This window comes from Cupriavidus sp. D39 (assembly GCF_026627925.1).
Taxonomy (GTDB): domain Bacteria; phylum Pseudomonadota; class Gammaproteobacteria; order Burkholderiales; family Burkholderiaceae; genus Cupriavidus; species Cupriavidus ulmosensis.
Map to the genome: position 1 here is coordinate 1,920,712 of NZ_JAPNLE010000009.1, position 14,863 is coordinate 1,935,574.

Below are 14,863 nucleotides of genomic sequence, written 5' to 3' on the forward strand. Positions count from 1 at the left end.
TCCGCGACGCGGGTGGCGCAACGGAAAAAGGGCAGCCTCGGCTGCCCTTTTCTTTTCCCTGCTGCTATCGGCATTCAGCAAATGCCTTCAGCGAATGAAGCCTCAGGCAATCAGGCCGTGGCTCTTGAGCACGCGCATGGCGGCGGCGTACTCCCCTCCTGCATCAGCTTGTTCCAGTCCAGCGGCTTGCGGCGCCCGAACAGGCGGCGGATGCGGCGTTGCGAGGTCTTGCCGATACGCACATCGAGCTCACCCAGCAACTGGTCGGCCCGCTCCGGATGGTTGCAGATCAGCACCATGTCGCATCCCGCGCCCAGGGCAGCGCGCGCGGCCTCGGTCACCGTGCCGGCCACGCTGGCGCCTTCCATGCTCAGGTCGTCGCTGAAGATCATGCCTTCGAAGCCAAGCTGGGTGCGCAGCACGTCCTGCAGCCAGTAGCGCGAGAAGCCCGCCGGATGCGGGTCGACCTTGGGGTAGATCACGTGCGCCGGCATCACCGAGGACAGCGCCATCCCCATCCACTCGTACGGACGCGCATCCTGCGAGAGGATCTCGTCGAGGCCGCGCTCATCGACCGGCACGGCCACGTGCGAATCCGCGGCGACAAAGCCGTGCCCCGGGAAATGCTTGCCGCAATTGGCCATGCCGGCCAACAGCAGGCCGTGGGTCAGGTGGTTGGCGAGCATCGTCACCACGCGCGGGTCGGCGTGGAAGGCGCGGTCGCCGATCACGGCGCTGAGCCCGTAGTCCAGGTCGAGCACCGGGGTGAAGCTCAGGTCGATATCGCAGGCGCGCAACTCCGCCGCCAGCACATAGCCGCAGGCCACGGCCGCCTTGGTTGCCGCCAGCACATCCTGGTCCCACAACGCGCCGAGCCGGGCCATGGCCGGCAGGTGCGTGAAGCCATCGGTCCTGGCGCGCTGCACCCGGCCACCCTCGTGATCGATGCAGATGAGCACATCGTCGCGCACGGCGCGGATGTCATGCGTCAGCGCCTGCAGCTGCGCGCGCGACTCGAAGTTGCGCGCGAACAGGATCACGCCGCCGGTCAGCGGATGAGAGATGCGGCGGACATCGTCCGCATCGAGCTGCTTGCCTTTGACATCGAGTACAACCGGGCCCGGCCGTTTGCCGGAAATCTTCTTGATCATTTGGAGTCTTCACTAGGCTGGGAGGCGAGCGGCAAGCCGGCGCTGACGCCAGCGCCACCCGGCTCGGCGATCGCAAAAGCGACCGCGTAATCGTGTTCGTCGCTGACACTGACCCGTACCACGAGGCCGCGTTCCCGCAGCCAGGCATCGAGCTCGCCGTGGCAATGCGGATACGGCTCGCCGGAGGGCAGGTTCAGCAGTTCCATCGCGCGCCAGGTCATCGGCCAGCGCATGCCCAGGCCGATCGCCTTGGAGAAGGCCTCCTTGGCGGCGAAGCGCGTGGCCAGGAAGGCGAGCCCGCGTTTTTCCGAGCGCGCCTTGCGGGCGTGGTACTTCTGGAGTTCCTGCGGGCCAAGCACCTTCTCGGCAAACCGGCCGCGCGTGCGCTCCATCACGCCCTGCACGCGATCGATCTGGATGATGTCGGTGCCGATGCCGTAGATCACGCTGCGGCGTCCGGACGCGGATAGGTGGTGCCGAGACGCGCAGCCACCATGATGGCCTTCATCTCGCGCACGGCGTTCTGCCAGCCGACAAAGACCGCATGCGCGACGATGGCGTGGCCGATGTTCAGTTCCTTGATGCCATGCAGCGCGGCAACCGGCTGCACATTGGTGTAATGCAGGCCGTGGCCGGCGTTGACCACCAGGCCAAGCCGCACGCCGGCATCGACGCCTTCGGCCACGCGGCGCAGCTCGGTGGCCTGCTCCTCGGCCGAATGCGCATCGGCATAGCGCCCGGTGTGCAGTTCCACCACCGGCGCGCCGCAAGCGGCGGCGGCTTCGATCTGCTCGACCTGCGCATCGATGAACAGCGAGACGCGAATGCCCGCGTCGGCCAGTTGGCGGCAGGCGGCCTTGACCTGCTCGAAGCGCCCGGCTACGTCCAGGCCGCCTTCGGTGGTGACTTCCTCGCGCCGCTCGGGCACCAGGCAGACATCCTGCGAGCGGATCCCGCAGGCGATATCGAGCATCTCCTGGGTGATCGCGCATTCCAGGTTCATGCGCGTGGCCAGCAGCGGACGCAGCGCGTGCACGTCGGCGTCGCGGATATGGCGTCGGTCTTCACGCAGGTGCAGCGTGATCAGGTCGGCGCCGGCCTGCTCGGCCTGCAGCGCTGCCTGAATCGGATCGGGATAGACCGTGCCGCGCGCATTGCGCAACGTGGCCACGTGGTCGATATTGACGCCAAGGTCGATGACGCCGGGATGCGCGTGGAAGATCATGCAGGTGGGCTCGAAGGGCTCAGAAGTAAATCAGAGATAGTGCAGATCGATCAGGATCTGGCGCGTCTTCAGCGGCGCGCCTTGCAAATAATAATGCAGCAGGAAGCGCATCAGGGCACGACTTTGCGTGACAGTTTGTGTCCGGCTATAGTCGTCCTGCGACATGTCGAGCAGCGTCTGCCCGGAAACCACCGGCCAGGATGACGGATCGCTGGCCTGCGCGCGGCGCACGCCACGCTCGGGCTGGTAGACATAGTCCAGCTCCGGCTCGACCGTCTCGCCGGAATTGGCGCATTCATCGAAGGCCACCGCAAAGCCTGTTTCCTGCAGCAGCACACGCTCGAAGCCGCGCAGCACCAAGCCAGCCGGCTCGCCCTGCGAGAGCTGGGTCAGCGTGGCCATGTACTGGCGGAACAGGGTAACGTGGGCGTCTTCGCGGGCGCAAAGCGCAGCAGCAATTCGTTGAGATAGAAGCCCGAGAGCAAGGCATCGCTTGCCAGCGGCAGCATGCCGCCAACCCACTCCGCGCGCGTCAGCGTCTTGACCTCGCCGCGGCCGCTCCATGACAGGGAGATCGGCTGGAAATGCTGAAGCACCGGGCGCAGCGCCGAATGCGGCCGCTTGGCGCCCTTGGCCACCATGGCCACGCGGCCGTGGTCGCGCGTGAACACATCGAGGATCAGGCTGGTTTCGCGGTAGGGCCAGGCATGCAGCACGAAACCGGGCTGGTTGGCGACGCGCAGCTCCGTGCGCGCCGGCACGATGCGCAACGCGCGATCCATCATCGCGCGTTGCTCCGCCACCGCCATGCCGGGCACGGCGTGGCTGTCCAGCAGTTCGGCGGCTTCTTCCACCACCGGGTCAATGCGGCGGGCCTTCAGGGCAGGCCCGCCCGCTCTCTCACTCATAGCCGTAGGCGCGCAATCCAGCTTCGTTGTCGGCCCAGCCGCTCTTGACCTTGATGAACATCTCCAGGTAGACCTTGCCGTCGAACAGCTTCTCCATGTCGATGCGGGCCTCCGTGGAGATGGTCTTGAGCTTGGCGCCCTTGTTGCCGATGATCATGGCCTTGTGCCCGTCGCGCTCGACCAGGATGGTGGCAAAGATGCGCCGCAGCCGGCCTTCGGTCTCGAACTTTTCGATGATGACCGTGCTGGTGTATGGCAACTCGTCGCCGGTCCAGCGGAACACCTTCTCGCGGATGATCTCGGAGGCCATGAAGCGCTCGCTGCGATCGGTCATGGAGTCGGCGTCGTACATCGGCTCGCCTTCCGGCAGGTAGGGCCGGATGATGGCGAGAAGGCGCTCGATGTGGTCGTGCGTCTTGGCCGACATCGGCACCACTTCCGCGAACTGGAACTGGTGCCCCATCTTTTCCAGGAAGGGCATCATCACCTCGGCCCGGTCCGCGCCAAGGCGATCCAGCTTGTTGGTGACCAGCAGCACCGGCACCTTCTTTGGCAGCAGCGACAGCACCTTCTCGTCATCGGCGCCGTAGTAGCCGGCCTCAACCACGAACAGCACCAGGTCCACCGACGACAGGGTCGAGGTGACGGCGCGGTTCAGCGAGCGGTTCAGCGCGCTGGCATGGCGGGTCTGGAAACCCGGCGTATCGACGAAGACGAACTGGGCGTCCTCGGTGGTCTGGATGCCAACGATGCGGTGGCGCGTGGTCTGCGCCTTGCGGGAGGTGATGCTGACCTTCTGGCCAACCAGCGCGTTCATCAGCGTGGACTTGCCGACGTTGGGACGCCCGACAATGGCCACGGTGCCGCAGCGGAACGCTGCGGTAGGGGTACCCGCGGCGTCTTGCTGCGGATCGGTAGATTCGGTCATTCCTTCAACCTGAGAGACAACTGGGGATCGGGTGGCACCGGTTGCTTGCGCGTCTTGCCGGTGCGCTCGGCCCGGCTGCGCTTGAGCAACTGGGGCACGAGCTTTTGCACCTCGTCGAGCGCCAGCTTGGCGGCGGCTTGTTCGGCGGCACGGCGCGACGCGCCGGTACCGAACACCCGCACTTCCAGTTTAGGCACGGTGCACTCGACTTCAAACTGCTGGTTATGCGCGGCGCCATGGGTGGCGATCACGTTATATTGCGGCAGGGCTATCTTGTGGCCTTGCAGGTACTCCTGCAACAGCGTCTTGGCATCCTTGCCCAGCGTGCGCGGATCCACTTGCTCGAGGATGGGGATGTAGAGCTTGCGGATCAGCGTGCGCGCGCCTTCGAAGCCGGCATCGAGGAAGACGGCGCCGACGATGGCTTCCAGCGCATCGGCAAGGATCGAAGGGCGGCGGAAACCGCCGCTCTTCAGTTCGCCCTCGCCCAGGCGCAGCGCCTCGGACAACTGCAGCATCTGGGCAATTTCATACAGCGCCTGCTGCTTGACCAGATTGGCGCGCACGCGGGAGAGATCGCCTTCGTCGAGCTTGCTGAACATGCCATACAGCATATCGGCCACGGCGCAGTTCAGCACCGAATCGCCCAGGAATTCCAGGCGTTCGTTGTGCAAGGCACTGTGGCTGCGGTGCGTCAGCGCCTGCTGCAGCAATTCTGGCTTGCTGAAGCGGTAGCCGAGGCGTTGCTGCAAGGCATCGAGGTTCATGTCAGTACTGCGTTCCCGAATAGGTAATCATAAGGCTCAGAGGGCCGTATAACGGCACCTCGTTACGGTAGGAAAAGCCCACCGAGCGGATCGTGCCATTGTCGTCTTCGTGAATATCCAGATCGTCGCTGCGCACAGCGGTAATACGGTCAATCTGTGCCTGCTTGGCGAAATAATCGGCCACTTCGCGCTTGTTGGATGCCTGTTGCTTGGCATAACTGACGGCGCGCTTGACCGAAAAGTACTCCAGCAAGCTTGGGATCGCCCTGACCGCCGGGATCACGATGCCCCCGACGACCAAGATGACGATCAGCAAGCTGCCAAGGGAGAATCCGCGCGCCTTGTACCGCCCCGCCAGACGCGCTTTCCCCCTCTTTGAACCAACCTCCCGACGCGATTGATCCACTTGTTCCGCTAGTGCCGTTTGACCAGCTTGACCCTTTTGACCCTTTTGACCCATGTTGCGCTTTCCCTCGCTTGACTGGAGTGATTTATTCGCGCCGCGGAAGGCTTACTTGAACGCCCCCACGCGTCCGATATTGCCGAGGTTCATCCAGATCAGGAATGCCCGGCCGACAATATTCTGATCGGGAACGAAGCCCCAATAACGTGAATCCAGGCTGTTGTCGCGGTTGTCGCCCATCACAAAATAGTGACCTTGCGGCACCTTGCAGGTCAGCCCTTGCTGATTGTAAGTGCAGTTTTCGTGAAACGGAAAATCGGGATCCGCGCCGGAGACAAACGACGGCCGGTCGGCGTCGTTGAGGATACCGTGCTCCGGGCCGTCGGGCAGCTTCTCGTGGAAGTGCTTCGAATACGAAAGCCGTTCTTCATCCAGGTAGTCGGGCAGCGGGCTGTAATCCGCGGCCTTGCCGTTGATGGTCAGGCGCTTGTTCTGGTAGCTCACCACATCGCCCGGTACCCCGATGACGCGCTTGATGTAGTCGAGGGACTGATCCTTCGGGTAGCGGAACACCATCACGTCGCCGCGCTTCGGGTCGCCGACCGAGAGGATCTTCTTGTTCACCACCGGCAGCCTGATGCCGTAATCGTACTTGTTGACCAGGATGAAGTCGCCGATCAGCAGCGTCGGGATCATCGAGCCGGACGGGATCTTGAACGGCTCGACCACGAAGGAGCGCAGCACGAACACGGCCAGGATCACCGGGAAGAAGCTTGCCGAATACTCCAGCCACCACGGCTGGCGCAGCTTTTCCTCGGCGAGGCGGCTACGCGACGTGTCGATCTCGCCGACGCCGTAGCGTCCCTGGAGATCGGATTTGCGCGCATCGAACTCGGCCAGCGCCGATTGGGCGGAAAGCCGCCGCTGCTTCTCGAACACCAGTTTGTCGGCCACCCAGGCAATGCCCGTAATAACCACCAGCACAAAAAGGATCAGTGCAAAATTCATGTCGGCTAGATCTTCGTGTTGTTTTGATAGAGTCCGCGTCAACCACTGCCGAAGAGCCTGCCGGCAGCGCCGGCGCGGCCCGGCCGGCTTACTTGTCGCCCACCTGCAGGATTGCGAGGAAGGCCTCCTGGGGAATCTCGACCGAGCCCACCTGCTTCATGCGCTTCTTGCCAGCCTTCTGCTTCTCCAGCAGTTTCTTCTTACGCGAGATATCGCCGCCGTAGCACTTGGCAAGCACGTTCTTGCGCAGCGCCTTGACGTTCTCGCGCGCGATGACGTTGACGCCGATGGTGGCCTGGATGGCTACGTCGTACATCTGGCGCGGGATGATCTCGCGCATCTTGGATACGACTTCGCGGCCACGGTATTGCGAGTTGGAGCGGTGCACGATCACGGACAAGGCATCGACCTTGTCGCCGTTGATCAGGATGTCGACCTTGACCACATCGGCGGCGCGATATTCCTTGAACTCATAGTCCATCGAGGCATAGCCGCGCGACACGGACTTCAGCCGGTCGAAGAAGTCCATGACGATTTCCGCCATCGGGATCTCGTACGTAAGCTGCACCTGCTTGCCGTGGTAGCTCATGTTGATCTGCGTGCCGCGCTTCTGCGTGCACAGCGTGATCACCGAGCCGACGTAGGCCTGCGGCATGTACAGGTTGACCGTGACGATCGGCTCGAGGATGTTCTCGATACGGCTCGGGTCCGGCATCTTGGCCGGGTTCTCCACGATCAGCTTGGTCTTGTCGCGCATGTCGACCTCGTACACCACCGTCGGTGCGGTGGTGATGAGGTCCATGTCGAACTCGCGCTCCAGGCGCTCCTGCACGATCTCCATGTGCAGCAGGCCCAGGAAGCCGCAGCGAAAGCCGAAGCCAAGCGCCTGCGACACCTCGGGCTCGTACTGCAGGGACGCGTCGTTGAGCTTGAGCTTTTCCAGGGATTCGCGCAGGGCTTCATACTGGTTGGCTTCCACCGGGTACAGGCCGGCGAACACCTGCGGCTTGACTTCCTTGAAGCCAGGCAGCGGTTCGGCCGCCTTGCGCGCCATGGTGGTGATGGTGTCGCCCACCTTGGCTGCCTTCAACTCCTTGATGCCGGCGATCACGAAGCCCACCTGCCCTGCCTGCAACGACTCGCGCGGCAGCGACTTGGGCGAGAATACTCCGACCTGCTCGACCAGGTGCTGCGAGCCCGTGGCCATCAGCAGGACCTTGTCCTTGGGCTTGAGGGTGCCGTTGACCACGCGCACCAGCATCACCACGCCTACGTAGTTGTCGAACCACGAGTCGATGATCAGGGCCTGCAGCGGGGCATCGGGATCGCCCTTGGGTGGCGGCACGCGGGCGATCATCGCCTCGATGACGTCCTCCACGCCAAGGCCGGTCTTGGCCGAGCAAGGCGTGGCGTCATGCGCGTCGATGCCGATCACTTCCTCGATCTCGCGGATCGCGTTTTCGGGATCGGCCGACGGCAGGTCGATCTTGTTCAATACCGGCACCACTTCCACGCCCAGCTCGATCGCGGTGTAGCAGTTGGCGACGGTCTGCGCCTCCACGCCCTGCGAGGCATCGACCACCAGCAGCGCGCCTTCGCAGGCGGACAGCGAGCGGCTCACTTCATAGCTGAAGTCGACGTGTCCCGGGGTGTCGATGAGGTTGAGGTTGTAGATCTTGCCGTCGCGCGCCTTGTAGCTCAGCGCCGCGGTCTGCGCCTTGATGGTGATGCCGCGCTCCTTCTCGATGTCCATCGAGTCAAGCACCTGCGCCTCCATCTCGCGATCGGACAGGCCTCCGCAGAGTTGGATGATGCGGTCGGCCAGGGTCGATTTACCGTGGTCGATGTGGGCGATGATCGAGAAATTGCGGATATGGTCCATCTGATGCTCAGGGGTGCGCCGTTTCAGGCCACGAAGTGCCCGCGTGGGCACGCCGGGCGGCGCAGCAATTATGAACGACCTGGAACTGGCGCCCTGCGGGGCGCGCGCCGATCCCGGTCGCAGGTTGGTGACGCAGACTTTACGCCAAAGTGCGATTTTACCGTATTTTCAAGGGCTTCCGTATTGCGAAATGGGCCGCGGCGCTAGCCCTGCGGCCAAACCAGGCTTCGCCGGGCGCACTTATGTGCCATCTACCGTCCCATTGCCCACCCGTTCGGCCGCCCGCGGCCCCACATGTGCGGCCAACCACGCCCTCACCCGCTTTTCATCGAGAAAGTAATGGCACAACTCCACGTCCGGGCCGGCCGGGGAACCGGCCATCAGCACGGGCACCAGCTCGTCGAAACGGGCTACGGCCGCCGGATCGGTATCCACGTCCACCTCATGCAGGACAAAGGAAAAATCGCGCCGGAGCGGCTCCAGCGCGATTTTCATGTCCTCGCACAGATGGCAGTAGCTTCTGCCATACAGTGTGAGATCGGCCATGATGGCTGCGCCGGTCAGCGCGAGGACATCGTGCCCGGCCGCAAGGTGAGCACCTGGGTGGCATCCCCACGGCGCACGAACACCGCGGCGATCTTGGCCTTGTCGAGTCCCTTGACCAGTTCGTTGAACTGCTTCGGGCTGGTCACATCGCTGTCGCCCAGGCGCAGGATGATGTCGCCCGGGCGAATGCCGGCGCGCATCGCCGGCCCATCCGCCTGCTCGACCTCGACCCCCGACTTGATCTTGAGCTCTTTGAGCTTAGCGTCGGGAATCTCGTTGACGATCAGGCCAAGCGCATTGGGCTTGGCCGCCGGCGGGCTGCTTTCGTCGCGCTGGCTGTTGCCGCGGGTTTTCACCTTCGCATCCGCATCCAGCTCGGCCACGGTGATGGACACCTCGCGCGTCGCGCCCTTGCGCCAGAGTTGCAGCGGAACGCGCGTGCCCGGCTTGATGTCGCCGACCATGCGCGGCAGGTCCGACGCCTTCTCGATGTCGCGGCCGTTGAACTTGAGGATGATGTCGCCAGCCTCGATCCCGGCCTTCTCGGCAGGGCCACCGGGCTCGACGCTGCCGACCAGCGCGCCCCGGGCACGGCCCAGTCCGAGCGAATCGGCAACTTCCTTGGTCACGTCCCCGATCGCCACCGCGATGCGTCCGCGCGTGACCTTACCGGTCGCCTTGAGCTGCTCCGTGACCCGCAAGGCTTCATCGATCGGGATGGCGAAGGAGATGCCCATATACCCGCCGCTACGGCTGTAGATCTGCGAGTTGATGCCGATCACTTCGCCGCGCAGGTTGATCAGCGGGCCGCCGGAATTGCCGGGGTTGACCGCCACATCGGTCTGGATGAACGGAAGGTAGTCACCGGTATCGCGCCCCTTGGCGGAGACAATGCCGGCAGTCACGGTGTTATCGAGGCCAAAGGGAGAACCGATGGCCAGCACCCACTCGCCAGCGCGGACCTTGTCCGAGTCGCCAAGCGGCAGCTTGGGCAGGCCAGTCGCGTCAACCTTGAGCAAGGCGACATCGGTGCGCTTGTCCGAGCCGATCAGCTTGGCCTTGAACTCGCGCTTGTCAGGCAGCGTGACGTAGATGGTTTCGGCATCCGCGACCACGTGAGCATTAGTCATCACATAGCCATCCTGACTGATGACGAACCCCGATCCCACCCCGCGGCTCTGCTCCTCGCCCTGCGGCGGCTGGCCGCGGCGCGGGGCGCCCGGCGGCGTGGGTGCGCCAGGCATGGGCACACCAAAGAAACGGCGGAAGAACTCTGCCATTTCGTCGTCTTCGGTCCCGGGAGTGCCGCGCGAGCGCACGCGCTCGGTGGTACGGATGTTCACGACCGCCGGACCGGCCTTTTCAACCAGATCGGTGAAATCGGGCAGGTTATAGGACGGCGCGGCGGCCTGTGCGTGGCTCAGCTCGGCGGCAAAGGGCGCAAAGGCGAGAATGGCAGCCATGAGCACGGTCCGAGCCAAGGCTGGAGATCTTGGTGACATCGTCGACTCCTGGGAAATCAGCGAAAAGAGGAAGAAAGCACAGGCAGCAGGGTTGCCGGCCGGCGGCGCCCCAGAGGCGATGTTCACGCCTCCGGCAACGCCGCGATCCGGCTTAATGGGCCTTCGGTGGTTTGTATTCTACCGCCGAGGCAAACTGCCTCACTGTGGCCGGCGGGACTTCGCCCACCACCGTGATCCAGAAATCGGCTACGCGGCGTACCACGACCTGCGTGGCACCCAGCGAGGCGACGCCCTCGCGGCGCACGCGCTGCTCGGAAACCGGCTCGATAAACACCGACAGGCCGGTCAAGCCATCGCTGTAGACAATCTGGAGCACTTCGAAGACATTGCCGCGCGGATTGGCCTGCGGCGCGCGCAGCTCTCCCAGTGGGCGGCGAACCTCGCGGATCTTCAGGAACCCCTTGACCGGAACCGCGATGCTCCAGCCTTCGTCAGCAATATTGGCCGGATGGTTGGTCACCTCATAGTGCGTCCAGGAGCCTGAGTTCTTGATGGCCGTGAGAATGCGCTGCTTTTCCGACGGCACGCCAATATCGACTTGCGAGAAAGCCACCTGTTCCAGCACCTTGCCGCCCTCGCCCAGGGTCTGGGCACGCATCAGCAAGCCGGAATTCTTCTCCGCCCAGAGCCGCACAGCGTAGCGCGCTGCGTCATGCGGCTCGAGCGAGAAGACCTCGCACTCGACGCCAGCCACGCGCTCGGCCGGGAGCTTGCGCATATCGTAGATATCGAGCACATCGCTCTTGTTGGTGGCCAGCAGCGCCGGGAAACGATCCTTGGCCTCCTGCTTCTCCACCACCACCAGCTTGGCCTCGGGAATCAGGCTGTGGACGATGTCATTCTGGCGCAGCACTTCGCGCGGCTTGCCGTCGAGCGTCTCAAGCCGTTCGTACTCGTTGTTGACGAGATCGCTGTAGTGCTGGATGCGCGATGCATGCATCACGCTGCCGCGCTGATAAATCAGCGTGCCGACATAATTCTCGCGCTGGGCCGCGCGATGGATCTTGTTGAGCCAGGCCGTTGCGTCGCGACGGGCCAGCGTATTGTCCGGCGGCTGCGCAGTTGCCGCAGCCGCAGTCAGACACAAGGCCAGAAAAAAGGACCTGCGAAGGGCCCCAATTCTGTGTGCGCCCGCTACGTTGGCGGGCGACCATCCTTTATGCATGTCCGGCATTATTCCTGCGAATTGTCCTGAGAGAAGTTTGCGCTGTTAGCCACTTGGCGCATGGTCGGCACTACCGCATCGGTGGCAACCGAGACGCGGTGGGCACGAAGATATTCGTCCAGACGGGGATCGCGGATCATCTGCGCGTTGTCGGCGGAGACGGTCACGATGCCGCCAGCCTTTGGCGCTGCAGGTTGTTCGACACGCGCCACTACCGCATCCGGCGTGCCGAGGTCGGCGGCGCCACGCATCTGCGGCACGGCCACCCAGCTGACGGCGGCCACTGCGGCGGCAATCGCGGTGCTCGGCATGACGCGCCGCACCCACGACGGCTTGAACAGCAGGCGATGGGCCGACGACGCCTTGGCGACGGCAGGCACCAGCACATGCGGTTCGCTGCCCAGACGAGCGGAAAACCGGGAAAGAAAATCATCGGTCGAGCCGGCATGCGTCAGTTCTTCCGAACGCAGGGCATCGCCAATCAATTGATAAGAGGCCCAGCTTGCCATGCCTGCCTCGCTTTTCGCCAGGTCCAGCACTGCGTTTACTTCGTGCGGCGCCAGCTCGCCATCCATCAGCACGGAGATTTGCTCCGCTGCTTCCACTTCATGAACCGACTGCTTATGAGCCTGACCCATTTCCCACCCCTAGAAAAACCATTGAACAACCGACAATCCCGTCTACCGCTTTGTCGTTTTTCGATGCAGGAATAGGCTGCAACGCTGGCCGCACGACATTTTATTTACTGCTCACCACTACGTATAACTACCTACTACCACCGCTTGCCCTCTGCCGTTCCCAGCAGCGGGCGCAATTTATCGGCAATCGCCTCGCGCGCCCGGAAGATGCGTGACCGGACCGTGCCGATCGGGCAACCCATGGCTTCCGCGATCTCCTCGTAGCTGAGGCCCTCGATCTCGCGAAGGGTGATGGCGGTGCGCAATTCCTCGGGCAGTGCTTCCATTGCGCGGTTGACCGTCTCGGCCACCTGGCGGGTATGGAGCATCGACTCCGGCGTATTGATATCTCTTAGTTGCTCACCGTCCGCAAAAGTTTCAGCCTCTTCGGCATCGATATCACTGGAGGCTTCCGGCCGGCGTCCCTGGGTCGCCAGGTAGTTCTTCGCCGTGTTCACCGCAATCCGGTACAACCAGGTGTAGAACGCCGACTCACCGCGAAACTGCGGCAAGGCACGATACGCCTTGATAAAGGCATCTTGTGCCACATCCTCCACTTCCGCGGAATCCCGCACCAAACGCGAAATGAGCCTGATGATCTTGCGGTGGTACTTCACCACCAACAATTCAAAGGCCCGCTTATCGCCCTGCTGGACGCGTTCAACGAGGAGCTGATCGGCTTCGCGTTCGCTCACGAATATTTCACCTGCAGTGTATCTCTTGGTATCGTCTTCACGACAAACGTTGTATTTTACCTACGTTGCGGGCCGCACGGTCAGTGCGTTGCAACGCATATTGTGAAGAATGGTTGAAATGGTCGCGCATCAACCGGCCTCGTCGGTCGCCGGGACTTCGCGGCGCGCAACCCGGATGGTGCGCCTCAAGGCGCGCAAAGCGCTGGCGCCGGCAAATGCACGATTGACCACCAGCACACGCGGCGGCCGTCCGGCCACCGGTTCCAGGGCCAGCACGAGCGCCAGCTCGCCCAGTTCCCAGCTGGATTCCACCCGCGCTATCGCGCGGCGGCCGTCCGGCATATCGACCAGGATGCCCGGCCGGCCGGTGCGGTCCCGCCCTTGCGCCAGGCCGCCATACGTACAGGCGGCACCGCGCCAGAGCGTGGGCCAATGCCAGGCCAGCCAGCCGCACAACCCGGCTAGCCCCCTACCAACAGCCACTGCGTTGAATCCCAGCCTTGCGCCGAGCGCCCCAGCTCCTGCACGCCTTGCCGGGCCAGCAACGCGAACGTTGCCAGCTCGCAGGCCAGGAACAGCGCCAAGGCCCACCGCAAGGGATGGGCCCTGACCGAACGCAAAGGGAAGCCACCCGGCGGCCGCCGGGTTCAGGCGCGACGGAAGACAAGCGTGCCGTTGGTGCCGCCGAAGCCGAAGTTGTTTTTCACCGCCACGTCGATCTTCAGGTCACGTGCCGTATTGGCCACGTAATCCAGGTCGCACTCGGGATCCTGGTTGAAGATGTTGATGGTCGGCGGCGACACCTGGTGGTGCAGCGCCAGCACGGTGAAGACCGACTCAAGCCCGCCCGCGCCGCCCAGCAAGTGGCCGGTCATCGACTTGGTCGAATTGACCGCCAGCTTGTAGGCGTGATCGCCAAAGGCCAGCTTGATAGCCTCGGTCTCATTCTTGTCGCCAAGCGGAGTCGAGGTGCCGTGCGCATTCAGGTAGCCGACTTCGTCCGCATTGATGCCAGCGTCCCTGAGGGCGTTGGCCATGCAGCGGCGGGGACCGTCCATATTGGGCGCGGTCATGTGGTAAGCGTCGCCGCTCATGCCGAAGCCAATCAGCTCCGCATAGATCTTGGCGCCGCGAGCCTTGGCCGACTCGTACTCCTCGAGCATGACCACACCGGCGCCCTCGCCCAGCACGAAGCCATCGCGATCCTTGTCCCAGGGGCGGGAGGCGGCAGCGGGGTCATCGTTACGGGTCGACAGCGCGCGCGCGGCGGCGAAACCGCCAATGCCCAGCGGCGAGACGGTGGATTCAGCGCCACCGGCCAGCATCACGTCGGCATCCCCCGCCTGGATCAGGCGGGCCGCCAGGCCAATGCTGTGCAGGCCGGTGGTGCAAGCCGTGACCGCGGCCAGGTTGGGGCCCTTGAGTCCATGGATGATGGACAGGTGGCCCGAGATCATGTTGATGATCGAGCCCGGCACGAAGAACGGGGAGATCCGACGCGGACCGCGATTGGTCAGCTCCGCGTGGGTATCCTCGATCATCGGCAGGCCGCCGATGCCCGATCCGACCAGCACGCCAATGCGGTCCGCATTGGCTTCGGTCACTTCGTAGCCGCTATCCTTCAGCGCTTGCGAACCCGCTGCGATGCCATAGTGGATAAAGGTATCCATATGGCGGGCTTCCTTGGCCGGGATGTAGTCCTCGGCATTGAACCCCTTGACTTCGCCGGCGAAGTGCACGGCAAGCGCGGAATGATCGAATTTGGTGACGGTGGCAATGCCAGACTTGCCGGCAACCAGGTTGGCCCAGCCTTCGGCAACCGTGTTTCCGACCGGAGACACAAGGCCAAGCCCAGTGACGACGACGCGACGACGGCTCACTATGATTTCCTACGGGTACGTGAAGCAAAACCGGATTGGGAATCGATGCCGGCCAACGGCCAGCAACTGGCTGCACCGATGCCGGCGCAACGCATCCAATTGTGC

General features: G+C 63.7%; 15 protein-coding genes and 2 pseudogenes. All 17 read right to left on the bottom strand.

Annotated elements, in window-relative coordinates; translation table 11 throughout:
• Positions 1-102: 102 nt before the first annotated feature.
• The 17 genes and pseudogenes from nagZ to fabF all read right to left on the bottom strand — a co-directional run bounded on the left by nagZ (position 103) and on the right by fabF (position 14,758).
• Positions 103-1,151, bottom strand: a pseudogene (gene nagZ, locus OMK73_RS20880) (beta-N-acetylhexosaminidase).
• Entirely contained in the window at positions 1,148-1,597 is a 450-nt protein-coding gene (gene acpS, locus OMK73_RS20885) for a holo-ACP synthase (protein WP_267603774.1), read from the bottom strand. Before acpS ends, nagZ begins: the two are co-directional and overlap by 4 nt.
• A complete protein-coding gene (pdxJ, locus tag OMK73_RS20890; protein ID WP_267603775.1) occupies positions 1,594-2,376 on the bottom strand; it encodes a pyridoxine 5'-phosphate synthase in 783 nt (260 codons plus the stop codon). Before pdxJ ends, acpS begins: the two co-directional genes overlap by 4 nt.
• 30 nt (positions 2,377-2,406) lie before the next feature.
• Positions 2,407-3,284 (bottom strand): annotated as a pseudogene (gene recO / locus OMK73_RS20895) (DNA repair protein RecO).
• Positions 3,277-4,212, bottom strand: a complete 936-nt coding sequence (gene era, locus OMK73_RS20900) for a GTPase Era (protein ID WP_267603776.1) — start codon at positions 4,210-4,212, stop codon at positions 3,277-3,279. Before era ends, recO begins: the two are co-directional and overlap by 8 nt.
• The gene (gene rnc / locus OMK73_RS20905; protein ID WP_020205117.1) at positions 4,209-4,979 is read right to left on the bottom strand and encodes a ribonuclease III; all 771 of its coding nucleotides are present in this window, start codon (positions 4,977-4,979) and stop codon (positions 4,209-4,211) included. Before rnc ends, era begins: the two co-directional genes overlap by 4 nt.
• 1 nt (position 4,980) lies before the next feature.
• Positions 4,981-5,295, bottom strand: coding sequence for a DUF4845 domain-containing protein (locus tag OMK73_RS20910; RefSeq protein ID WP_267606453.1), 315 nt, complete (start codon positions 5,293-5,295; stop codon positions 4,981-4,983).
• A gap of 195 nt (positions 5,296-5,490) precedes the next feature.
• Positions 5,491-6,390 carry a signal peptidase I gene (gene lepB / locus OMK73_RS20915; protein ID WP_267606454.1) on the bottom strand — a complete coding sequence of 300 codons (900 nt, stop codon included), beginning with the start codon at positions 6,388-6,390 and terminating at the stop codon, positions 5,491-5,493.
• Positions 6,391-6,478: 88 nt separating this feature from the next.
• On the bottom strand, positions 6,479-8,272 hold the full coding sequence (gene lepA / locus OMK73_RS20920) for a translation elongation factor 4 (protein WP_267603777.1): 1,794 nt from the start codon (positions 8,270-8,272) through the stop codon (positions 6,479-6,481).
• A gap of 240 nt (positions 8,273-8,512) precedes the next feature.
• The gene (locus OMK73_RS20925) at positions 8,513-8,818 is read right to left on the bottom strand and encodes a glutaredoxin family protein (RefSeq protein WP_267603778.1); all 306 of its coding nucleotides are present in this window, start codon (positions 8,816-8,818) and stop codon (positions 8,513-8,515) included.
• 14 nt (positions 8,819-8,832) lie between these two features.
• Entirely contained in the window at positions 8,833-10,281 is a 1,449-nt protein-coding gene (locus OMK73_RS20930) for a DegQ family serine endoprotease (RefSeq protein WP_420715555.1), read from the bottom strand.
• Positions 10,282-10,432: 151 nt separating this feature from the next.
• Positions 10,433-11,506, bottom strand: coding sequence for a MucB/RseB C-terminal domain-containing protein (locus tag OMK73_RS20935; protein ID WP_267603780.1), 1,074 nt, complete (start codon positions 11,504-11,506; stop codon positions 10,433-10,435).
• An 8-nt stretch (positions 11,507-11,514) separates the two neighbouring features.
• A complete protein-coding gene (locus OMK73_RS20940) occupies positions 11,515-12,144 on the bottom strand; it encodes a sigma-E factor negative regulatory protein (RefSeq protein ID WP_267603781.1) in 630 nt (209 codons plus the stop codon).
• 134 nt (positions 12,145-12,278) lie between these two features.
• The gene (gene rpoE / locus OMK73_RS20945) at positions 12,279-12,878 is read right to left on the bottom strand and encodes an RNA polymerase sigma factor RpoE (protein WP_006158605.1); all 600 of its coding nucleotides are present in this window, start codon (positions 12,876-12,878) and stop codon (positions 12,279-12,281) included.
• Positions 12,879-13,007: 129 nt separating this feature from the next.
• A complete protein-coding gene (locus OMK73_RS20950; RefSeq protein ID WP_267603782.1) occupies positions 13,008-13,361 on the bottom strand; it encodes a hypothetical protein in 354 nt (117 codons plus the stop codon).
• On the bottom strand, positions 13,340-13,474 hold the full coding sequence (locus OMK73_RS20955; RefSeq protein ID WP_267603783.1) for a hypothetical protein: 135 nt from the start codon (positions 13,472-13,474) through the stop codon (positions 13,340-13,342). Before OMK73_RS20955 ends, OMK73_RS20950 begins: the two co-directional genes overlap by 22 nt.
• A gap of 51 nt (positions 13,475-13,525) precedes the next feature.
• Entirely contained in the window at positions 13,526-14,758 is a 1,233-nt protein-coding gene (fabF, locus tag OMK73_RS20960) for a beta-ketoacyl-ACP synthase II (RefSeq protein WP_267603784.1), read from the bottom strand.
• Positions 14,759-14,863 lie beyond the last annotated feature (105 nt).

Excerpts from the sequence above, each read along its gene's own strand:
- OMK73_RS20935 (WP_267603780.1), bottom strand. The coding sequence starts at position 11,506 with ATGCATAAAGGATGGTCGCCCGCCAACGTAGCGGGCGCACACAGAATT.
- rnc (WP_020205117.1), bottom strand. The coding sequence starts at position 4,979 with ATGAACCTCGATGCCTTGCAGCAACGCCTCGGCTACCGCTTCAGCAAG.
- lepA (WP_267603777.1), bottom strand. The coding sequence starts at position 8,272 with ATGGACCATATCCGCAATTTCTCGATCATCGCCCACATCGACCACGGT.
- pdxJ (WP_267603775.1), bottom strand. The coding sequence starts at position 2,376 with ATGATCTTCCACGCGCATCCCGGCGTCATCGACCTTGGCGTCAATATC.
- OMK73_RS20940 (WP_267603781.1), bottom strand. The coding sequence starts at position 12,144 with ATGGGTCAGGCTCATAAGCAGTCGGTTCATGAAGTGGAAGCAGCGGAG.
- era (WP_267603776.1), bottom strand. The coding sequence starts at position 4,212 with ATGACCGAATCTACCGATCCGCAGCAAGACGCCGCGGGTACCCCTACC.
- lepB (WP_267606454.1), bottom strand. The coding sequence starts at position 6,390 with ATGAATTTTGCACTGATCCTTTTTGTGCTGGTGGTTATTACGGGCATT.
- OMK73_RS20925 (WP_267603778.1), bottom strand. The coding sequence starts at position 8,818 with ATGGCCGATCTCACACTGTATGGCAGAAGCTACTGCCATCTGTGCGAG.
- OMK73_RS20930 (WP_420715555.1), bottom strand. The coding sequence starts at position 10,281 with ATGGCTGCCATTCTCGCCTTTGCGCCCTTTGCCGCCGAGCTGAGCCAC.